This is a genomic window from Arthrobacter sp. MYb229 (genome assembly GCF_002975405.1).
In the GTDB taxonomy this organism is placed as follows: Bacteria; Actinomycetota; Actinomycetes; order Actinomycetales; family Micrococcaceae; genus Glutamicibacter.
Genome location: NZ_PCPS01000002.1, coordinates 386,073 through 406,512 on the forward strand (window position 1 = coordinate 386,073; position 20,440 = coordinate 406,512).

Consider the following 20,440-nt stretch of genomic DNA (forward strand, 5'->3'; position numbering starts at 1 on the left):
TGCGGTTCAGCTCCTATTTAGTGGTAGTTGAAGTGGTCGAATCGGAGGTGTACGCACCCAGTCCGCGGGGCAGGATGAAGAGTCTTGAAGCGATCCAGTACACGCTGCCGGCCGCGGCGGCGGCCAGCAGCGAAGCGGTGGTGTAGCGGAACCATTCGCTGTGCTCGAAGGAATACGGGTTGAAGGTCACCGTGAAGACGGCGGCTCCGATGGCGAAGGCCGACATCGCTGCGATGTTGAACCCGCCGGTGAAGTAGTAGCGCGAGGCCTTGCCTTCGATGAACAGGTCCTTCAGCGCCACGTGCGTGCGGCGCAGAATGAAGTAGTCCACGATCATGATGCCGGTCAGGGCGCTATACAGCGCCGCGGTCCAGACTAGGAAGACCATGAATCCGTCGTAGAGTCCGGGAAGGACGAACAGGACGACGGCAGGGACCAGACAGAATCCTGCCACCAGCTGTTCCCAGCTGAATCTCCTGAGCAGCGTGTCGAACATCTGCCGTAATCCGACCACTGCGGTGTACAGGATATTGGCCATGCTCGTCACGTTGGCAAAAGCGACGAAGAGCAGGACGATCACGCTGAGCCACAAACCGCCGGACTCGGTCATCCACTGCGTGGGGTCCGCGCTGCCGAACTTGATGGCGCCGACCAGGCCCACCGCTTCGCCAAGCGAGGCCGCTGCGCCGATTCCGATCAGGTTTGGCCAGAACGCCACGCGCTCGTTTTTGGTGATGCGGGACAGGTTGCCCAGATACGGCCACCATGAGAAGCCTGCGGCGATGTTGATTTCCACGGCGATCATGAAGTTCACGGCGTTCGAATCGAACGGCTGACTCAGTGCCGGAAGGGACAGGAGCTCGGCGAGGCTGGAATCCTTCAGGAAGATGTAGATCATCACGCCCATCACCAGGAACAGGGCCGGGGCGACTATGGTGTTGAAGACCTTGATGGAGGTGGGGCCCTTGGCCACGACGAATGCGGTGATGGCAATGGCAACCAGGGTGATCGCGTAGATATGCCAGCCGGTTGGCTCCGGTTCGCGTTGCAGCACCACGGAGACGGCCGAGTCGATGGAACGGCCGAACATGATGCCCAGCACGACCAGCCAGCCGACGGTGAGCAGGATCATGGCAACGATGTAGATCAGCCGGCTGCCGTGGTGTCCGAAGACGCTGCGCATGAACGTGTATTGCTCGGTGCCGTACTTGCCTGCGCTGACCGAGACCGCCAGTCCGACGAGCAGCACTCCTAGAACGTTGCCAAGAACGATTGCCGACAAGCCTTGCTTAACATCGACCACCAGCGCCAGTGACCCACCGATCAGGAAACCCCAGGTGGCAATGGCAAGTGCAGCGTTGGCCCAGGTGTATTCCCAGAAGCCCCAGAGGCGCTTGCTCGGCGGGAGCGGTGCCCTGCCGCGTTCTGCTTCGATGGCGTAATCCATGTGAATTCGCTTTCAGGAGGGTCCGGAATTCTCAGAATTTCCGGGCGAGAGGCTATTGGAGTGCGAGGGTCAAGACGTAGGCAATGGCGAGAAGGAGTCCGACGACGAGGTATTCGCCGCGGGAGAGCTGCCCATTTTGATGCGTTGCTTCATGCGCTGCGAAGTCTTCGCACACGTGACTTCGTTCGGTGAGGAAGGCCTGCTCGTCGGGGGTGGCGTCGTGTGAGCTTGCAGTGTTCATGGCGACCACTTCTGTGTAGATTTTCGAGTTGCTGCTTGAAGGCCCGGTGTGGTGAATCGAGCCGGACGGCGGCTCATCCGTTGAGGGTTTCCTCTGGTGGCCGCGTACTTTGATATTCCATAAATCCGGGTATGACGTGATGTATTCGGTCGTTTCGGACTTGTATCCATCTTCCGGCCAGGATGTGATCCGGGCAACAGGTGAACTGTAATCACTTGGCGGAGCGCGGTGTTACACTCTGTAAATGCCCTTGACGATCCGCCAATTTCTTCAGAACCCGGCGTTCAACAGATCGCGTCCCCACATCCTCGGTGACGGGACACGATTGGACGATGACGTGCGCGGAATCCACATCGCCGAATCCGCGGATCTGGCAGGACTCATCGAGGGCGGGGAGCTGATCCTGTGCTCGGGATTGGGGTTGAGTCAATCCGTTGAACAGGCAGCCGCGTTCCTCGACGAGCTCCATCGCTCCGGGGCCAGCGGAGTGGTCTTCTCCTTCTTGGCCGACGAGGCCCCGGTCAAGGCGGCACTTCGCACGGCGGCTACTTCCATGAGCTTCCCCGTGGTCTTGCTCGATGACCGCGCGCGTTTCATCGAAATCATCGAAGCCTATAATGAGATTTCGCGATCCGCGATGGTGGTTTCCGGCCCCGACGCGGTGGCGGATTTTCTGAGTTCTCCGGTCGCCGAACAGCTTTCGGCTCTTGATCTGCTCCGCACCGCGGCGGACCTGCTTGATAGGCCGCTGATCCTGGAAGACGAGCTGTCGGTAGTCCTGTTCCAGCGCGGTTTAGGCATGGAGCAGATGTCCCTTTATGCGCAGTCTCGCCAGCGAGCATGGGGGTTGGAGCAAGGCCGTTTTGAGCTGGCCGGCGAGCAGTGGGTGCACAATCCAGTATTCGTCGATGGCCGGAGGGTCGGACGCATCGTCTGCCCGTTGTGGCGCGAGTCGGCAGGATTCGCGGTCATCCTGGATCGGCTTTCCCGAATTCTCGGGCAAAAGCTGAGCGGAGACCTTGACCGGCTGCACCTGCTGCGCCAGGAATTCTTGGCTGATGCCATTGCGGATCTGCGGACCAATCAAACCGTAACGGAACAAGGCGCATGGCTGCGCCTGCGCCTTTTCGGGGTCACAGATGTGCTGGAGCTGATTCCCGCGGTGTTGTGCATTGCTTCGGGCGCAGACGAAGAAAATGATCTCAGTTCGCTGATTCGCAGATTGCGGATCGCCTTCGAGGATTTCCCGGTCCCGGTGATTGTGCGCAATGGACTAGGCGACGAATCGGAAGCCGTTGGAATGATGTTCTGCTTGGCTTCTCATGAACACCCCGAGGTGCTGCTGCAAAGAGCTTACCGGCTCGTTGAATCAGAAATTGGCCATCGGCAATGGAGTATGGGAATTGCCGGAAGCTTCGAATCATTGAAGCGGGCCGCGACGGACGGACTGCTCGAAGCCTATCGAGTGGCGCGCGGGGCATTGAGCATGGTGGTGCGCAAGCCCAAGTACTACCTGGCGCACGATCTGGGGTTCCGCTGGATACTTCAGACGCTCGTGAGCACCCCCGAGGGCGCAGCTTTCGTTCGGGATCAGCTTGGTCCTTTGAAAGAGGAGCCGGAGCTGCTGGCGATTCTGGAGGCATATCTGGGCGCCACGGGAAATATCGCGGAACTGTCGAGGTCGGTGCACCTTAGCCGCCCCAGCGTCTACGCGCGGCTTCGGCGGTTGCACGAGGAGTTCGGCATCGACGTGGAGAATGCGGACACGCGCACTTCCTTGCATATGGCTTTGGCGTTGTATCGGCTGGAGGGCCTGTAATCCATGCGCGCATTGAATTCTCAGTCCCTCGAAGCCCCGGCGTTCCTGCCGCATTTGCCGAAAGGGAATCGAGCCTGACCAGGCTGGCACCGGGACCCGGGGCCTGCCTGCATGACCTGTTGTTTCGCGCTCGCACGGAGAACAGGCGGGCGAGATCGATGCGGTCTCGCAGTTCTCCCGGACCGTCGGTTTCCCGACTAGCCCGCGCCCCCGGCCAATGCGCGGCGGAAGATCTTCGCGACTACTTCCCGGTCGGGTATCTGATCGGACAGGACCAACTGCAGCTGCAGGCCGCACAATGCCACGCCCAGCATCTTGCCGGTGATCTCATCGGAGCGGTGGCACAGGACCCGGGTCAATCCGAGGTCCCAATCCGCGGCGGCCTTGCGCAGTGCCAGCCTGGTGTAGGCCAGGGCATAGAGGTGCGACTCGAAGACGGCGGCGGTGCTGTTCTCGCCCAAAAGGTCCATGACATATCCGGTGAGCGCTTCTGCCATATCCGCGTCGTCCGGCAATCGGCCTGCCCACTGCTGGAGCTCTTCCACGCCGCGCTGCGCGGCCCGACCGCCACGGCCAGCCGGGAAGGATCGTTCTACGGACGGTACCGGCTCTGCGCGATCGATGGGACGATCCTGACCTTGGCGGACATCGAGCAGAACCGGTACAAATACTCGAAGCATGCCGGTCACCACGGCGGGACCGGGTACCCGCAAGCCCGCCTGCTGGCGTTGATCGCCTGCGGCACGCGCAGCATCATGGATGTCGTGTTCGGGCCGACGACCATCGGGGAAACCACCTACACCCCGCAGCTGCTGCGCTCCATGGATGAAGGGATGCTGATCATGGCCGACCGGAACTTCGCCTCCGCCGGGCTGCTGCACCAGCTCCGGAAGACCGGCGCGCAGTTCCTGGTGCGGGTCAAGCTCGGACGGCAGCTGCCGGTGCGCCAGATACTGCCGGACGGATTCTATCTTTCAGTGCTGGCCGGACAACCGGTGCGGGGGCTCACCGTGCATGCCGAGACAACCAGACGCACCGAAACCTACCGATTGGTGACCAGCATGTGCACCTGGACTCGACCCGCGTCGGCTTGCCCTTCCGCGAGCACACCAGCCGTCCCGGGGTCCGGGGCATGATGGGCAACGACCGGGAGAACTGGCGCGACGTGGAAATTGGATTGCCCGAGCGCGTGGCCGGAACCCTGGAACGGATGATCGCCCGCGGCACCACCAGTTGGCGTACCTTTGCCCAGGTGGACGTGGGCTGCATGCTCGTGAAATATGAAGCCGTGGTAGCCATCAAGGAGAAATTCGCCAACGAGGCCGACGTGCAGATCATGGTCTTCCCTGTGCCCGGCATCCTTCGGGAGCCGGGCACAGGGAAATACTTGGAAGACGCGCTCAAGGCAGGTGCCGACTTCATGGTCGGCATCGATCCCTGCGAGCTGGACCGCGACCCGGTCCGCCATTTGGATGTGGTGTTCGGCTTGGCCGCCTCGTGCAGGTGGACATCGGCATCCACCTGCACGAGGCGGGCACGCAGGGAGTCTTTTCCGCGGAACTGATTGCCGAGCGCACCCGGGCGCTGGGCATGGAAGGCAGGGTCAACCTGTCCCACGCCTATGGACTGGGCGCAGTCGGCGAAGCCACCAGTCGGAAGCTGAGCGACACCTTCGCCGAGCTGGACTTCTCGCTGACCTCGGTCGCACCGAGCACCTCCACCCTCCTGCCGCTGCTGGGCCTGGCCGAACCCGTGGTGCGCTTCGGGCTGGGAAAGGACGGGCAATGGGACTATTGGAGCCCTTATGTCAATTGCGAGATGCTGGACCGGACCTGGCAGCTGGCCTTCGTGTACGGCATGCCCAAAGACGAGCAGATCGAACATGCGCTCGCCGTGGCCGCCATGGGCGGCGCGTCGATCATGAAGCGCGAGATGCCGCGGCTGGCGTCCGTGGCCGACCGACCGGGCATAGCCGTGGGAGACCGTGCGGACCTAGTGCTGATGGATGGCCAGACGGTTGCCTCGGCCGTCATGGAGCGCGGCGCCGACCGCACCGTCATCCGTGACGGGCGAGTGGTGCCACGGGTTGAGGGTACTGTCGGTCAGCGAGCCATTCTGAGTTGGTGGATTCAAGGGATCGTGTGCAGCACGCCAAGTCCCAGACAGGCACAACGGACAGGCCCGCGACATTCGGAGCTGCACGGAACGCTTCACCCCGGCAATACCGCCGGTACCCCCGGTAGGCTATGCCCGAAATTTTGAAGACCGGCACCGCCTTGGCACCGGGATGACCGCCGCGCGAGCACGGTATCGATCCTTCAACGTGCCAGGGTTGGCTTGCGGGGTCCGCCCTCGTCTGCGGAAATGACTGCACCCCGGAGCAAGAGGGCCGTATTCTAGAGTTTTACAGGATGTCGAAATACGGTGCCCGGTCTGTAATACTGGTGGTGTGCAAAAATCCTCCCGTTCAACACGTGCTCTCAGAGGCACCGCCGCCGCGTTCTTCGCGACGTCCGTTTCTCTGGTTTCCCACGTACTTGCGGGCGGAGCCATACCGGACATCCTGAACATCGCGCTACCGCTGTCCCTGTCGCTCATGGTCTGCATCTTGCTCAGCGGCAAACGGTTCACGTTCTGGCGGTTGTCCATCATGGTGGGGTTCAGCCAGATGCTCTTCCACCTCCTGTTCTCCATGGGAGCAGGTCATTCCGCTCTTTCAACCGCGGGGCAAGGCATCCACGCACATCATGGAATATCCCTGGCGGTCGATGTGACCGGCTCGGCCAGTACCACCATGGCAAGCCACGGCGATGGCAGCATGCTGCTGGCGCACTTCCTTGCGGGGTTCGCTACCGTTCTGGTGCTTCACCGCAGCGAGCAGGTACTCATCGCGGCTTCGGAGATCATCGGCCTGTTCACCTGGAAACTCTTCTGGCGCCTGGTCAACTTCGCTTATCAGCCAGTGCGCCCGCAGACAGCGCCTGTGGAACCGCGCGAAATCCCTGCCTGCACGGTGGCCGTGTATGCCACGTCTGTCGTTCGCAGGGGCCCGCCCGTACTGGCAACGGTGTAAGACAACCTTGCAGTCCTTCTGGGCTGCGACTTTTCCGCTCCTGTTTGCAAAGGACCCGGAATCGGGCTCTGCCATGTCCCATCCCAGGACAAGCTACTGCGCTCGTGCACAATGATTTTTCCTGAAAGCATGCTGGCGAACGAATCTCACTGAGTTCGTTCTATCAGCGTTGCCTTTCCAGTCTCCAGTGCGTCCTCCGTCCTGAACCCCGGAGGCCAACCAGTCCTGCCTCGCACCGCACCTTCGCAAGCCCTATTCGACCAGGGCTTTTTTCTCCCCTGCTGTGCCCAGCACAATGTTCCCTGACCGCCGATAGCAACATCGGTGTTTTCAGGCTCCACAGCAGCACTGATTCGGAGCACCCTATTTGTGCTTCCCTCATTTTCCTAGGATGAACCGTGAAAACTTCTTTTGCCCTGCGCACCACTGCCCTATCCGCTGCCGCGTTGATCGCCTTGGCGGGTTGCGCCGCCACCCCTGCTGCTAACAGCAACCCGGCTCCAGCTGGCGCTTCTGTCACCATGAAAGATCCATGGGTGAAGGCTATCGACGAGGGGATGTCGGCGGGATTCGGCACAATTGAAAACACCGGAGACCAGGACATCACCGTCACCTCGGTCACGAGCCCGGCCTCCAGCGATCTGGAACTGCACGAAACGGTAGCCAACGAATCCGGGGCCATGGTGATGCGCGAAAAAACTGGCGGATTCACCATCCCCGCCCACGGCGAACTGCATCTTGAACCAGGGGGAAGCCACATCATGCTCATGGACCTCGCCGAACCGCTCAAGCCCGGCAGCGTCGTGAACATGAGCCTGGAATTCTCCGATGACACCAGCTTCGAGATCACCGCCCCGGTGAAGGACTTCGCCGGCGCGAATGAAAATTATGAGGGCTCCGAGCACGAGGGCATGGGTCATGACGAGTTGGACAAGGGCGACTCCGCATCCGAAAGCGCCCACGATCACTAATGCCACACGAAGACACACCCGCCAAATCAGGCCCTAGCAGGCGAGGAATTCTGTTCGGCGGCGCCGCAGCCGGACTGGGAGCGATCGCCGCTCTGGGGATCGACTCCCTGGCCGGCGCTGCTGCGCCAGCCGGCGCTTCGGAGCCGTTGCACGGCCAAACCGTGATTCCGTTCTACGGCGAACACCAGGCAGGAATCGCCACCGAGCCCCAAGCCCACGCCAACTACATCGCGTTGGATTTGCGCGATGACCTTGACCACGAGTCCCTGCAACGCCTGCTCCGGTTGCTCAGCGATGACGCGGCAAGGCTCACCCAAGGCCAAGCGGCCTTGGCAGACACCGAACCGGAACTGGGCACGGTTCCAGCACGGCTCACCGTGACCTTCGGATTCGGTCCGAAACTCATGGAACTCGCGGGGTCCTCGGCCAGCGAAGGCCAACCGTTGCCGGGGTTCAAGATCGACCGGCTCGAAGAACGCTGGAACGATGGGGATCTGCTGCTGCATATCGCTTCGGACGATCCATTGTCCGTTGCGCATGCCCAACGGATGATGCTCAAGGATGCCCGCCGGTTTGCCTCGGTGAAATGGGTGCAGTCCGGGTTCCGCCGATCACGGGGATCCGAGGCCAGCGGCACCACGATGCGGAATCTGTTCGGACAAGTCGACGGGACCGTGAATCCCATCCCCGGTTCGGAGGATTTCAACTCTGTGGTGTGGAACGCGGATGGGAGCACCACCATGGTCCTTCGGCGCATCCGAATGGATGTTGATACCTGGGATGAGCTTGACCGCTCCGGCCGGGAATTCAGTGTTGGGCGGACCCTGGGCAACGGAGCTCCGACCACGGGAACCCAAGAACACGATGAGCCTGACTTCGAAGCGACCAACGCCTTGGGGTTCACGGTCATCGCCGCGCAGGCGCACATCCGCAGAGCCCGGTCCGATAACACGAACGAGCGGATCTTCCGGCGTGGATACAACTACGACGAGCCGCCCAACGTGAATGACATCTCCAATTCGGGGCTGATCTTCGTGTCCTACCAAAAGAGCGTGGCCAAGCAATACACCCCGATGCAGCAACGCCTATCGGACCTTGACGCGCTGAACCAGTGGACGACTCCCATCGGCTCGGCCGTCTTCCTGATCCCCCCGGGCTGCGCCGAAGGAGGATTCATCGGTGAAACCCTTTTCGCAGCCTAGCCACCTGTACTCTTCCTACTTTTCCCTCAAGGACCGTTCATGACTTTTCTGGAAACCACGACCCCGGAATCCCAGCCACCGCCCGTGCCTTCGGGGCCCACCCGAAAGGGATGGCTCGGCCAGCTGCTGCTACGGCTGCACTTCTATGCGGGAATCTTCATCGGCCCGTTTATCCTTGTGGCCGCGGTGAGCGGCGCCTTGTATGCAATTACTCCGCAAATCGAACAGGCTGTCTATGCCGATCAGCTGCGCGCGCCGATAGCTGATTCCTATTTGCCGCTGGCCGATCAAGTTGAGGCGGCCAACACCTACCTGGGCAGTGATGATGCGCTGGTTGCGGTTCGCCCGGCACCGCACCCCGGTGATACCACCAGGGTGATGTATGCGGACGAGAACCTGGGAGCCAGCGAAACCAGGGCCATTTTCATCGACCCGGCCACCGCTGAAATCCGCGGAGACTTGACCGCCTACGGGACCAGCGGTGCGCTGCCCCTGCGGACCTGGATTGACCAGTTGCACCGCAACCTGCAGCTCGGTGAGCCGGGGCGCATGTATAGCGAACTGGCAGCCTCCTGGCTGGGAGTTATCGCCCTGGCAGGATTTGGCCTGTGGATTCTGCGCATCAGGAAAACCAAGCGAAAAAAAGACCTCATCCGCCCCGCTGTCAAGGCAAAAGGCTACCGGCGCCTGGCCAGCTGGCATGGATCGCTAGGGATCTGGGTCTTGCTCGGCGCATTCTTCCTCTCCGCCACCGGCATCACCTGGTCGACCTACGGTGGCGCGAATGTCAGTGAGCTGCGCGCCGCGCTGAACTGGGGAACCCCCTCGGTGGGCACGGAGCTGTCTGCCGCGGAGGGCAGTGCAGGTGATGAGCACGCCCATCACCACGGGGCCGCGCCCGCGCCAACCGGCGACTCGGTGAACCCGGCGGCATTCGATACCATGCTCTCGATCGCCAAGGAAGTCAACGTCAATACGGGACTGGTTGAGATCAAGCCGCCAGCCGCGAAAGGAAAGGCGTGGGTGGTCCAAGAGATCCAGCGGTCCTACCCGACCGAAGTCGACGCGGTCTCTATCAATGGGCAAACACTGGACGTCGTGGACCGTGTTGATTTCAGGGAGTTCAGCCTCGCCGCGAAACTCTCGCGATGGGGAATCGATATCCACATGGGCTCCATGTTCGGACTTCCCAACCAGATCCTGTTGTTCCTGGTCGCCTCGGCCATCGCCTCCATGGTGGTGCTGGGCTATGCGATGTGGTGGAAGCGCCGCCCCACGAAGAATCCCGCACTACGCATGGGCAAAGCCCCTGCACGTGGCGGCTTAACCCGCGCCCCATGGTGGGGCATCCCGTTGGTCTTGCTGGCTGCAGCTGCCGTCGGCGTCTTCCTGCCTCTTATGGGGATCAGCCTGGCCCTGTTCCTGCTCGCGGACCTGGTCGTTGGCTGGATTCATCGAGCCAAGAGCAAACGGCCGGCCACCAAGTAGCCAGCTGGCCTCAGTGGTGTTTGAACAGTGCCCTGCGTGCGATGCGCGGAGGGCACTTTTCTTCCCTGAAAGATCGATCTCGGTGCCTCGTAAAAGGCGCGCTCAGAGATGCAATTTGTGAAGCCGTATCAAGAAGCAGGATTCGTGCCAGCGGCCAATCCGGAAGGGTCGTTGAAGGGCCGGCCGTAATTCGGCAGGGCAAGCTCCTCATGGGCTTCGATTGGAGTGGCGTCATTGATCTTGTCACCGGGCCAGGCCTGCCAGGACCAGTGGAGATGTCCTGAGGAAGAGATAACAGCTCGCAGTGCGCGACCAGGGGCAGGGCGAGCAGCTCGTCAATGATCAGGTGCTGCAGCTCGCCGCTGTTGGCCACCGCGACATGGACCAGGTAGTCCTGGCTGCCGCTGACGTTGTACAGCGCGAGAGTTTCGGGCAAGGCCGGTGCCGTCTGCGCGAAGTCGTTGGCGGTGTCGCGGGCATGAGGACGGATCTGGATGCCCAAGAATGCCTGCTCGCCCTCGCCTTGCAGACTCGGCAGCGCATGGGCGCAAGCGGCCTCGACGGAGCCATTGCGGCGCATCCACCTGATCCGCTCTAAGCAGGTGTTGGGGCTACTTCGACCTTGGCGGCGATTTCCTTGTTCGGCATGGACTCATCCACCTGCAGTAATTCCGGTACCGCCCATTCAACCGAATCCAATTCAGGAGATTGGACCGAATTGCCCTTTGACCCAACCATGGACAAATCCTGACGAATCTGGCGCCTGGTCTGAGTCTGGAAACATGCTGGCGGACCGGAGGGCTGGCAGGGGAATCGAATCATGGGCGGCTTTCGCCCTGGCGCTTTTGGCGGCATTGGCGGTGCCCGGCGCGGAGCTGGAAGCCTCAGCGCTGTTTCGGGTCGAAAAAAAGCGCACCTAGAATTCCGGCCGACACGCCCAAGAGGTTCGCCAACGCCCGTTCAAGCATCACGCTGGCATCCACACTCGGGTCAGCCAACTCCAGCATGAGCATGATCTGCGGGGTGAAGAAGCTGAGTGCCAGTCCGTAATTCCGGGTCATGTAGCCTTCGGTGGGGAACATCAAGAAGATGACGGCCAGCCCGAGCCAAACCTCGGGAAGCTGAAGAGAATAGATGCCCAGCAGCACGAGCAGGCCGGCGACGGTGCCGGCGACGCGATGCGCCCCTCGGCTCAGTCTGCCGCGCGCGTTGCCTGCCGCCAGCGGCACGACGGCACTGGCCATGACCCACGCCAGATGATCCACGCCCAGCAGCATCGCGATGGATCCTGCCAGCAGGACGACGCAGCCATAGCAGCCCGCTCGGCGCAAGATCTCTTGCCAGGGCAGTCCGCGTCCGGTGTTCCGCCTTTCGGATCCCACGAACCGGGCCGTCTGGCCAAGCACGATGCTGAACATCGCGGTCAAAACGAACGCCGCGAGACCCGATGTTGCAAGCTGTTCTCCGACGGGCAGGCTTCCCAAGGCGCCGAACGCGAACAGGGGGAAGAAGGACCCTCCGGGTTTCAGGCCGAACCGATCCGAACACAGCGAGCTGCATAATGCCACCATGATTCCGGCGGCCAGGAAGGGCCACGGGGCCAGATGCCACGGGGCGATGAAAATTGCCGATATGCCCGCGGCAAGCATCATCGCCGCCGCGAGTGCCTGGTCCTTGAGTCGTTGCAGGCGATTCGGATTTCTTCCGTACATTCCAACGACCGAGCCGAAGACCGCATAGACCATCAGCTCGCCGTGGCCCAGGATCAGCAGGACGATTCCGGGAATGGCGAGGCCGAACCCCACCCGCAAGGCCGGCCGCAGCTCGGGTCGATGCGCCGCGCGCAGCAGCTGCCAGTTTGGTGTGCCCCACGCGGACGTCGTGCGAAGCCTGACGTCCATGCCCGTTGAACCTACTTTCCCTAGTCCGTTGAGCTTCGCGACGGCGCAAAATCACCCGGTGGTTCAAGTGTCCGTGAGCAGGCTTGATCATGTCCAAGAATTACTTCCAATGGATCAATAGATCGACCTTATTATGCTAGGTCAGTAGCGTAATCGGCGTTCGGGAAGATCTTGGTCACAGTTTGTAAGAAAGCTCGTGGCACCGGCGGCAGCGATTGCGCGCAGTGCATCACGAGCACCATCTGGGCTGTGACGTGCGGAGCGACCAAGGCCGTCTGCTCAAGTCCGGGCAGCAGCCCGAAGGGATCCAGCCATTGCTTGGGGACGATACTGGCCCATTGGCCGGTAGCCACGTAGGCAATGAGCGAAGCCACGGAATCGCACTCTATGCGTGGCTCGGCGCGCATTCCGCTAGCGGCAAGCGCGGCATCGAGTACTTGCCGGCCCCGCAAGCTGCCGTCCAAAAGGCATAGCGGAAGTTCCAGCGCTGCGCTCCAGCCTGCAAGGGTGCGATCTTCGGGCAACATCCCGACCGCGCTGAGCAGCACATGCTCTTCGGCGTACAGGGGGACTACCCGCAACCCCACGAGGTCCTCGGGCACGGCATAGATGAGCCCGGCGTCCAGTTCGTAGTTCTTGATGCGGCGCACGATGTCAGCCGAGCGAAGGCTCGATTCCAGGACGATGCCCACCTGGTCGTAGACGCGCGCGAATGGGTCCGTCAGCTGGACCACGGTGGTCGCCGCGGCCGGAACAACGCCCAAGCGCAGAGATCCCTTGATCCCTGATCGCAAAGCATGAGCCTCTTGGCGCAGGGAGTCCCTGTCGCTGAGCATGCGCCGCGCCCAACGCAGAACCGACTCGCCTTCCAAAGTTAGCCCTTGGAAAGAATGCCCGCGGCGGACCAGCGGCACGCCCAGTTCGTCTTCGAGCTTGCGAATGGATTCCGAGAGCGCCGGTTGGGAGATGCGGCAGAACTGCGCGGCCCTCGCGAAGTGCTGTTCGCGGGCCAGAGCCACAAAGTATTCCAACTGCTTCAACATCATGGATCCATTGCATCATGGATGCGGATGCAAGGCCGGACGCTGTTCAGGCCGGAGTGCGGATCGGCTGGACTGCGCGCAGGTTCGGCTGCGCGCGCACCGGCTAGCAGTGGCAAAGCCGGAGCGCCGCAGTGCGGGAACCGCGAAGTCCCCGCGCCACGGCCCTGAAGGCGGCAGGCTAGCTGGACACCAGCGCGGCGAACGTTGACGCGGCGACCTCGGTCACCGCGCGCTCCCAGTCACCGAGCAGGCCCAGGATATTCTGCCCGTCGGCCCGGCGCGATTCCAGCTGCTCCGCCAGCATGGTGAGCGTCGAGCTGCGCAGCTCTGTATTCAGATTGACCTTGCCCACCCCATAGGCGATGGACCGCGACAGATCCGGCGCAGCGATTCCCGACGCACCGTGCAGGACCAGCGGAACCGTGGATTCGGCATGGATGGCCTTCAGCACATCCCAGTGGATCTTCGGCTCGCCCTTGTAGCGGCCGTGCACATTGCCGATGGCTACCGCCAACAGGTCGGCGCCGCTGGCATCAAGGAACTGGGCCACCTGTTCCGGATCGGTCAGCTGCGAGGCGCTCTGCTCAAAGGCCTTGTCCTCGTTGCCGGGCAGCGCGCCGAGTTCTGCTTCCAGCACGATGTCCGGGCCGATCAGCGAGCGCACCTGCTGCACGAAGGAGATATTCTCCTCCAGCGAGCCGGCCGAACCATCGGCGAGCACCGCGGTGGCGCCGGCCTGCACCGCGCGGGCAATCAGCTGCGCGTCGCTGGCGTGATCCAGCTGCACCGCCACCGGCACGGTGGCCTGTCCGCCCAGGGTGCGCAGCGCGCAGATCAGGCGCAGCCCGGAGGCGCTGGACGCGGTTTTCGGCGCGACATTCAGGATGGCCGCGCGGTTCTGCGCTTCGGCTTCGGCCACCACCGCCAGTGCGGTGGTGAAGTCGTAGCAGGTGAAGGCCGGGACGGCGTGGCCTGCGGCCATGGCCTCGGCGACCAGCTGGTTCATGGGGATGAGCATGGATTAGACTCCTGCGGCGGTGACGATGGCGTAGACAAGGGAGGTGAGCGCGAATCCGGCGACACCCAGAACGGTGGTCAGCACGGTCCAGGTGCGTAGCCCGTCGGCGACCGAGAGTCCCAGGAAGCGGGTCACGATCCAGAAGCCCGAGTCATTCACGTGGCTCAGCCCGAAGGCGCCGAAGCCGACGGCCGCCAGGATCAGCGCGGTCTGCACGGTGGAGAAGCCGCCGGCCTCGACGGCGGTGGCCAGCAAGCCGGTGGTGGTGATGATCGCGACCGTGGCCGAACCCTGCGAGGCACGCAGGATGGCCGCCAGCACGAAGGCCATGACGATGATCGGCAGGCCCGCGGAGGACAGCGATTCGGCCAGCACGGTGCCGATGCCCGACTCGGTGAGCACCTTGCCGAACACGCCGCCGGCGCCGGTCACCAGGATCACGATGGCCGCCGGGGCCAGCGCCGAGTCCATGACCTTTCCGGTCTGCTCGCTGGACCAGCCGCTGCGCACGCCAAGCAGGTAGTAGGCAACCAGCACGGTGGTCAGCAGCGCAATCGCCGGGGAGCCGACGAAGCCCAGGACATTCGCCGCGGTGGATTCCGCGGTGACCAGCGTGCCGCCCACGGTGCCGAGCATGATCATCACGATGGGCAGGAGAATCATGGAGATGACCATGGACGAGGTCGGGGCCTTGGTCTTGGTCAGGGTGCTGCCCGCATCGGTGCTCTTGCCGAAGGAGGCGAACTGCTCCGCGGTTTCCGGAAGCATGGGGACATCCCGGCGGTTGATCCGCTTGGCCACGAAGTAGCTCAGCACGCCCAGCGGGGCACAGAAGGCCAGACCCAGAATGGTGGCCCATCCGACGTCGGCGCCGAGGATCTCGGCGCCTCCCACGACACCCGGGTGCGGCGGGACCACCACGTGGATGGCCAGCATGATCGCGCCGACCGGCAGCCCGATCTTCACCGGGGAAACGTTCAGCGCCTTGGCGAAGCCGTAGATGATCGGCACCAGCACGATGAATCCGACGTCGAAGAAGACCGGGATGGCCAGCAGGAACGCCGCGGTGGTCAGCGCCGCGATGACGCGGCGCGGGCCGAAGAGCTTGGTGAACCGGGTGGACAGCACCTGGGCTCCGCCGGAGATCTCGATGACCTTGCCGAGCATCGCGCCGAGGCCCACCAGCACCGCCACGCTGCCTAGCGTGCCGCCCATGCCCTCGGTGATCAGCCCGGCCACATCCTGCAGCGGGATCCCCGCGGCCAGGGCCACCAGGATGCTGACCAGCAGCAGGGCGATGAATGCGGGCATCTTGAATTTGATGACACCGACCAGCAGCAGGGCAACGCCGGCTACCGCGATCAGTAAGAGCAGAAGTGGGCTCATGAAAATTTCGTCTCCTTTGACGGGAATGCTCAGGGGCAGCTGCGTGCTGCCGACTTTACTTGGCGGACTTCGGGGCGAGAACCTTGATCACGGCCGAATCATCTGCGGCCGCCAGCTCGTGGGCCTCGCCCAGCAGGTAGAGCTGTTCGGCGGCCGAAGCCACCGGGGTGGGCAGGTGCAGCGCGCGGGCCGCAGAGGTCACGATGCCCATGTCCTTGACGAAGATATCCAGCCGGGAAAGCACCTCGGCGCCCTGATCGGCGTAGGCCTGGAGCATGCGCGGGCCGCGGTTGCCGAGCATGAAGGAATTCGCCGCTCCGGCCTGCAGCGCCTGCAGGGTGGTTTCCTGATCCAAGCCCAGCTTCTCGGCCAGGGCCAGCGCTTCGGCGGCCGCGGCGATGTGCACGCCGCAGAGCAGCTGGTTCACGGTCTTCAGTGCCTGGCCGTCGCCGGGCTTGTCGCCCACGATGCTCAGGGTGGAAGCCAGCAGCTCAAGCACCGGGCGGACCTTCTGAAGCTGCGCCGGTTCCGCGCCGACCACGATCAGCAGGTCGCCCTCGCCGGCACGCACCGGGCCGCCGGAGAGCGGCGCGTCCACCAGGCCGACGCCCAGCTCACCCAAGCGGGCCGCGGTGGCGGGGACCGCATCCAGCCCGACGGTGGAGGTCAGGATGACCACCGCTCCGGGCTTCAGCCACTGCGCCACGCCCGTTTCGCCGAACAGCACGGAGTCCAGCTGCTCGCCGTTGCGCACGGCCAGCAGCAGCGCATCGGCGCCGGTGACCGTTTCGCGGGCGTTTTCGAAGGTGCTGATTCCGGCCTTGCGGGCCAGTTCCATGCGCTCGGCCGAGATGTCGAAGCCGTGCACGGTCAGTTCGGTGGCCAGGCGGGTGGCCATCGGAAGGCCCATGGCGCCCAGGCCGAGGACTGCAACAGTGGTGGTGCTCATTGGTGTCTCCAAATCTTGGGGTGGTGCTAGAAGGTGGTGCTCAGGGTGCGGGTGACCTTGGTCAGCGAGCTGTCATCTCCGACATTTCCGGCGAAGACCACGTAGGGGATGCCCGCTGCCGGGCCGTCCACCGATTCCCAGAGCGAGACGATGCCCGGCAGCATCGGCCCGCGCACGATCGCGTGGCGGATCTCCAGGCCGTGGGCGGCGACATCCGAGGAGGTGATCCCGCCCTTGGCGATGACGAAGCGCGGGGGAGTGCTGTGCAGGATCCGGTTGACCACGCTGACCACCGCGGCGCTCACGGTGCGCGCGATCTCCAGGGATTCGGCCGCGTCGGCGGTCTTCACCAGTGTCCGCGAGGTGTGCACGATGACGTCTTGGGTGGCCAGGGCGGTGCCGATCTCGGCGGCCTTGGCCGCGAGGTAGCTTTCGCTCTGCTCCGAGAGGATGGTGGGCACCTCCAGCTCGATCACGGTGGCGTTCGCATGCTGCGCGGTCAGATCTGCCAGCTGCCGGGTGGTCACCCCCACGTGGGAGCCGACGACGATCAGCCCGCCTGCGGTGCGCATCCCGGCGTCATTCCCGGCAAAGATCTCTTCGGTGCTCAGCGGCTGGCGCATGTCCTGGCCGATGCGGGCACGGACGAAGGGCGGGCCGACGCGGTAGAGCACCCGGGTGCCGGCCGCCTCGGCCAGTTCCAGGCCTTCGGCCAGCGCGCGCATGTCATTTTCGGTGACGATATCGGCGGTGGCCACCTGCGCGTTTTTTGTCTGGGCCAGCTTGCCGGCGATGCCCTGGGCGCCGGAGCGGATGGTATCCAGATCCAGCACGAGGACATCGGAGGCCGCCACGCGGCCGCCGGTCTTTTCGGCCACGTAGTCGGGCAGGTAGCTGGTGCTGAAGCCGAAGGTGGCGTCCTTGGCGAATTCGGTGGCGCTGACCTTCGCCAGCTCTCCGCCACCGGTGCGCATATAGTGCTCGCCGCCAACGGTGAGCCGTCCGGCGTCGCCGAAGGCCGGGACCATGAGCACCGCGTCCACCGCATTCTGCGCATCGATGTCCCGCAGGGTTGCGGCTATGGTGTCGGTTTCCAGCGGGAAGTGGCCGCGCAGGGTTGAATCGCTGCGGCTGGCAAAGCCCAGGGTGATACCCGCCTCCGCCGCGGCCTGCGAGGCGGCGGCCACGATCTGCGCATTGCGTTCGGCGGCATCGGCCGCGTCGAGGGAACGGGTATTGGTCAGCACGTAGACGGCCAGCGCGCGCTCGCCGTCCAGCCGCAGGCCGAAGGCCCAACGGAAGTCCGCGACGTCCCAGCTTGTGAGCACCGGCAGGTTGCTGACCGATTGGGTGCCCGTCGGGTCATCGTCGAGCACCACCAGGACGCGGCCGGTGGCGCGTGCCGCGGCGGCGATCTCAGCGGGTTCGATTTCGCGTTCCGGGAGGTATCCGGCGAGCAATTCGGACTCAAGCATGAACAAGGACTCCTTCGTCTTTGGGCGACCAACTGACTTCATTGGTAAGATGTCAGACATCTGTCATGAGGAATAGTGTTCCACGGAATTCCGCGCACCGCAACAGCCGCGGGCACATAGACTGGATAAGTCTGCAAGGGGGCATCGGGCCTCAAGGATGGAGGAACCGTGTCTCGAAAGTCACTGGTCACGCAGGTCGCGGATGACGTGCTTGACCGGATCATCGGCGGGGAATTAGCAGTTGACGAGCTCATTCCCGGCGAGCTGGAGCTCTGCGCGGCGCTCGACGTCAGCCGGATGACCGTGCGCGAAGCGATCAAGATCCTCGCGGCGCAGGGCATCATCCGGGTTGAGCGCGGCCGCGGCACCTATGTGAATCCCGTGAGCATGTGGAGTTCGCTGGAAGCGGTGCTCCGGGCAACCACCGAGGGCGTCGGGGCCGCTGCGGCCGCCGTGCAGCTCATCGAACTGCGCAGAATGCTGGAGACCGGAGCCTGCGAGCTGGCGGCGAGCAAGATCAGCGACGCGCAGCTGGCCCGGCTCGATGAACTGGTTTCCGAGATGAAGGCCGCCCACCAAGAAGCCGACCTGGATCGTTTCGTGGATGCAGACCTCGAATTCCATGATCAGATCCTGCGCGCCTCGGGCAACGTCTTCCTCGCGGCCCTCTTCGAGCCGCTGGGCCGGGTGCTGGCCTCCCGCCGGCGGGAAACCAGCGCCTTTCCGCAAATCCAGGCCCATGCCATCGCGGAACACGAAAAAATCCGCCAGGCGCTGGGGCAGCGCGACAGTTCCCGCGCCCGCGAAGCCATGGATGGCCATATGCGCCAGACCCTCGAAGATCTCAATACCTTCATACTCCGCCAGCAGGCGGGAAAAGGCTAGCTCCCGGGCCCTAGGCGCTCCAATAGGCGGAACCGGAAATGCCGCAGGCATTCACTGCTCTGCTTCGGGGAAGAGCCAACGCGCGTTTTTTGCCGGTGATTTAGTCCATGATTCACCCAAGTGGCCTACTCGGCGGAGGGCTTTTTGCGTTGCTGCTTCGTTTCCGAGCGGCGCGACTTCGTGGCCAGGCGGCGCCGTTGCGACCCCTTGGTCGGCTTCGTTGCACGTCGGCGGGGGCCGTCGGGAGCCAGCGCCGTGCCGACCAGATCGGCAATTTTCTGCATGGCGATCTCGCGGTTGCGCAGCTGGGAGCGCTGCTCGGAGGCACTGACGGTGAGGACCCCTGCGATGAGCCGAGAATCCAAGCGATCGAGCAGGCGCTGACGCTGGTAATCGCTGAGCATCCGCGAACCCGCTACGGACCAGGACAGTTCGACGCGGCTATCGGAGGTATTGACATGTTGCCCGCCGGGACCGGAGGAACGTGAGAAGCGCCAGTTGAGCTCCGACTCCGGAATGCTCAGTGCGCGCGTGATCTCTATATCCATATATCAAGCTTCCCATGGGAAGCGAAAGCGGAATCTCCTGGGTTCAAGTCATCCAAACGGGCGTACATTTAAATTGGAGGGTTATCCGTTTTCGATTGGTCGAGGAGATGTTCAGCCATGAGTGCTGAAATGAAGTACAAGATGCCTTTCAACTACGTTCAAGTTGTCATCGCCGCGTTTAGCGCGGTGGTCACGAGCGTTTTTGTGTTCTTTATCAGCGGGGTTGCCGGCGGTTCGATGAGATTCACCGGAGGCATCTTCCAGAACGTTGATTTCTTCGGTATTGTCCGCTTCATCGCGCTGCCATTTCTCATTCTGGGATTCCTGACCTTCCTGATTGGGCGTGTCCGTCCGGGGTTCTGCAAATTCGCCCAGTGGGCCGGTGCCGCGGTGATGGTTGTTTCCGTCATCAACCCGATCCTGTTCGCGGCCGATCTGGCCAGCGGTATCGGGCTTTCGCTGATTCTGCTGGTTGTTGGTGCCTCCTGGTACATGGCGGTGGACAATTCGAACAAGCTGGCCAGGAAGTCCAAGCTAGAGCGGTTGCAGGCGAAGCAGCTTCGCGTGGCCTGAGGGGACGGAGGTAGGCTGAGATATGAATCATCGGTAGCCCAACGCCAGTTGGGCAATGAAGGGAAATTCATGTCGATCGTCGTCATCAATGCGTTGAAGGTGCCAAACGAAGCCGGTCCGGAGCTGGAAAAGCGTTTCGCGGCTCGCAAGCACTCGGTGGATGGCTCGCCGGGTTTCGAGGGGTTCAAGCTTCTGCGCCCGGTGTCCGGCGAGGACCGCTACTTTGTGTTCACCCAGTGGGCTACGCGCGAGGATTTTGAGAACTGGCGCGAGACGCGTGCGGATGCCGCGCACTCAGGCGCGGAGAAGAAGCCTGTCGCTTCCGGCGCGGATCTGATGGAATTCGAGATTGTCGAACTCTAGCGCTCAACGATAGCTGCCGAGGCCGCTGCGCCGTCAACGAGGGGTGGATCCACGCAGC

The 20,440-nt window shown here is 63.2% G+C and carries 23 protein-coding genes; 11 read left to right on the top strand and 12 right to left on the bottom strand.

Annotated features, from left to right (window positions below; translation table 11 throughout):
* Nucleotides 1–13: 13 nt before the first annotated feature.
* Together CQ019_RS08225 and CQ019_RS18250 are read right to left on the bottom strand one after the other, a co-directional pair.
* Nucleotides 14–1,447, bottom strand: a complete 1,434-nt coding sequence (locus CQ019_RS08225) for a cytosine permease (RefSeq protein WP_096254349.1) — start codon at nt 1,445–1,447, stop codon at nt 14–16.
* A gap of 52 nt (nt 1,448–1,499) precedes the next feature.
* A complete protein-coding gene (locus CQ019_RS18250) occupies nt 1,500–1,688 on the bottom strand; it encodes a hypothetical protein (protein WP_146112421.1) in 189 nt (62 codons plus the stop codon).
* A 244-nt stretch (nt 1,689–1,932) separates the two neighbouring features.
* Here CQ019_RS18250 and CQ019_RS08230 point away from each other — a divergent pair, with 244 nt between their 5' ends.
* Nucleotides 1,933–3,507, top strand: coding sequence for a PucR family transcriptional regulator (locus CQ019_RS08230; protein ID WP_096254351.1), 1,575 nt, complete (start codon nt 1,933–1,935; stop codon nt 3,505–3,507).
* A 197-nt stretch (nt 3,508–3,704) separates the two neighbouring features.
* Here CQ019_RS08230 and CQ019_RS18480 read toward each other — a convergent pair whose 3' ends face one another.
* Entirely contained in the window at nt 3,705–3,968 is a 264-nt protein-coding gene (locus CQ019_RS18480; protein WP_181148334.1) for a hypothetical protein, read from the bottom strand.
* Here CQ019_RS18480 and CQ019_RS08235 point away from each other — a divergent pair.
* The 7 genes from CQ019_RS08235 to CQ019_RS08265 all read left to right on the top strand — a co-directional run bounded on the left by CQ019_RS08235 (nt 3,930) and on the right by CQ019_RS08265 (nt 10,241).
* Nucleotides 3,930–4,643, top strand: coding sequence for a transposase (locus tag CQ019_RS08235; protein WP_181148336.1), 714 nt, complete (start codon nt 3,930–3,932; stop codon nt 4,641–4,643). The genes CQ019_RS18480 and CQ019_RS08235 overlap by 39 nt on opposite strands.
* Nucleotides 4,640–5,071, top strand: coding sequence for a hypothetical protein (locus CQ019_RS18720; protein WP_240520446.1), 432 nt, complete (start codon nt 4,640–4,642; stop codon nt 5,069–5,071). The genes CQ019_RS08235 and CQ019_RS18720 overlap by 4 nt, the downstream gene beginning before the upstream one ends.
* Nucleotides 5,011–5,769, top strand: a complete 759-nt coding sequence (locus CQ019_RS08245; protein WP_105552572.1) for an amidohydrolase family protein — start codon at nt 5,011–5,013, stop codon at nt 5,767–5,769. Before CQ019_RS18720 ends, CQ019_RS08245 begins: the two co-directional genes overlap by 61 nt.
* Nucleotides 5,770–5,956: 187 nt before the next feature.
* Complete coding sequence (locus CQ019_RS08250) at nt 5,957–6,580, top strand: hypothetical protein (protein WP_096254355.1); 624 nt, start codon at nt 5,957–5,959, stop codon at nt 6,578–6,580.
* 398 nt (nt 6,581–6,978) lie between these two features.
* A complete protein-coding gene (locus CQ019_RS08255; RefSeq protein ID WP_096254356.1) occupies nt 6,979–7,551 on the top strand; it encodes a copper chaperone PCu(A)C in 573 nt (190 codons plus the stop codon).
* Nucleotides 7,551–8,753 carry a Dyp-type peroxidase gene (locus CQ019_RS08260; protein ID WP_105569418.1) on the top strand — a complete coding sequence of 401 codons (1,203 nt, stop codon included), beginning with the start codon at nt 7,551–7,553 and terminating at the stop codon, nt 8,751–8,753. Before CQ019_RS08255 ends, CQ019_RS08260 begins: the two co-directional genes overlap by 1 nt.
* Nucleotides 8,754–8,792: 39 nt before the next feature.
* On the top strand, nt 8,793–10,241 hold the full coding sequence (locus CQ019_RS08265) for a PepSY domain-containing protein (protein ID WP_170947721.1): 1,449 nt from the start codon (nt 8,793–8,795) through the stop codon (nt 10,239–10,241).
* A 10-nt stretch (nt 10,242–10,251) separates the two neighbouring features.
* Here CQ019_RS08265 and CQ019_RS08270 read toward each other — a convergent pair whose 3' ends face one another.
* From CQ019_RS08270 to CQ019_RS08300, 8 genes are all read right to left on the bottom strand, one after another.
* Nucleotides 10,252–10,821, bottom strand: coding sequence for an Lrp/AsnC family transcriptional regulator (locus CQ019_RS08270; protein ID WP_219843906.1), 570 nt, complete (start codon nt 10,819–10,821; stop codon nt 10,252–10,254).
* Nucleotides 10,822–10,835: 14 nt separating this feature from the next.
* Complete coding sequence (locus CQ019_RS18640) at nt 10,836–10,979, bottom strand: hypothetical protein (protein WP_219844245.1); 144 nt, start codon at nt 10,977–10,979, stop codon at nt 10,836–10,838.
* A 146-nt stretch (nt 10,980–11,125) separates the two neighbouring features.
* Nucleotides 11,126–12,142 (bottom strand): FUSC family protein, encoded by a 1,017-nt coding sequence (locus tag CQ019_RS08275; RefSeq protein ID WP_096254358.1) that lies wholly within the window; start codon nt 12,140–12,142, stop codon nt 11,126–11,128.
* Between the two features lie 131 nt (nt 12,143–12,273).
* Complete coding sequence (locus tag CQ019_RS08280) at nt 12,274–13,188, bottom strand: LysR family transcriptional regulator (RefSeq protein WP_096254359.1); 915 nt, start codon at nt 13,186–13,188, stop codon at nt 12,274–12,276.
* A 175-nt stretch (nt 13,189–13,363) separates the two neighbouring features.
* On the bottom strand, nt 13,364–14,203 hold the full coding sequence (locus CQ019_RS08285) for a class II fructose-bisphosphate aldolase (RefSeq protein ID WP_105569419.1): 840 nt from the start codon (nt 14,201–14,203) through the stop codon (nt 13,364–13,366).
* Between the two features lie 3 nt (nt 14,204–14,206).
* Complete coding sequence (locus CQ019_RS08290; RefSeq protein ID WP_105569420.1) at nt 14,207–15,589, bottom strand: GntP family transporter; 1,383 nt, start codon at nt 15,587–15,589, stop codon at nt 14,207–14,209.
* Between the two features lie 55 nt (nt 15,590–15,644).
* Nucleotides 15,645–16,538, bottom strand: a complete 894-nt coding sequence (locus CQ019_RS08295; RefSeq protein WP_096254362.1) for an NAD(P)-dependent oxidoreductase — start codon at nt 16,536–16,538, stop codon at nt 15,645–15,647.
* Between the two features lie 26 nt (nt 16,539–16,564).
* A complete protein-coding gene (locus CQ019_RS08300; RefSeq protein WP_096254363.1) occupies nt 16,565–18,013 on the bottom strand; it encodes a four-carbon acid sugar kinase family protein in 1,449 nt (482 codons plus the stop codon).
* 168 nt (nt 18,014–18,181) lie between these two features.
* Between CQ019_RS08300 and CQ019_RS08305 the strand changes: the two genes are divergently transcribed.
* Nucleotides 18,182–18,898 carry a FadR/GntR family transcriptional regulator gene (locus tag CQ019_RS08305; protein ID WP_105569421.1) on the top strand — a complete coding sequence of 239 codons (717 nt, stop codon included), beginning with the start codon at nt 18,182–18,184 and terminating at the stop codon, nt 18,896–18,898.
* A 125-nt stretch (nt 18,899–19,023) separates the two neighbouring features.
* Here CQ019_RS08305 and arfB read toward each other — a convergent pair whose 3' ends face one another.
* The gene (arfB, locus tag CQ019_RS08310) at nt 19,024–19,446 is read right to left on the bottom strand and encodes an alternative ribosome rescue aminoacyl-tRNA hydrolase ArfB (protein ID WP_105552577.1); all 423 of its coding nucleotides are present in this window, start codon (nt 19,444–19,446) and stop codon (nt 19,024–19,026) included.
* 117 nt (nt 19,447–19,563) lie between these two features.
* Between arfB and CQ019_RS08315 the strand changes: the two genes are divergently transcribed.
* The gene (locus tag CQ019_RS08315) at nt 19,564–20,019 is read left to right on the top strand and encodes a DUF6069 family protein (protein ID WP_105569422.1); all 456 of its coding nucleotides are present in this window, start codon (nt 19,564–19,566) and stop codon (nt 20,017–20,019) included.
* A 69-nt stretch (nt 20,020–20,088) separates the two neighbouring features.
* Nucleotides 20,089–20,382 carry an antibiotic biosynthesis monooxygenase gene (locus CQ019_RS08320; protein ID WP_096254367.1) on the top strand — a complete coding sequence of 98 codons (294 nt, stop codon included), beginning with the start codon at nt 20,089–20,091 and terminating at the stop codon, nt 20,380–20,382.
* Nucleotides 20,383–20,440 lie beyond the last annotated feature (58 nt).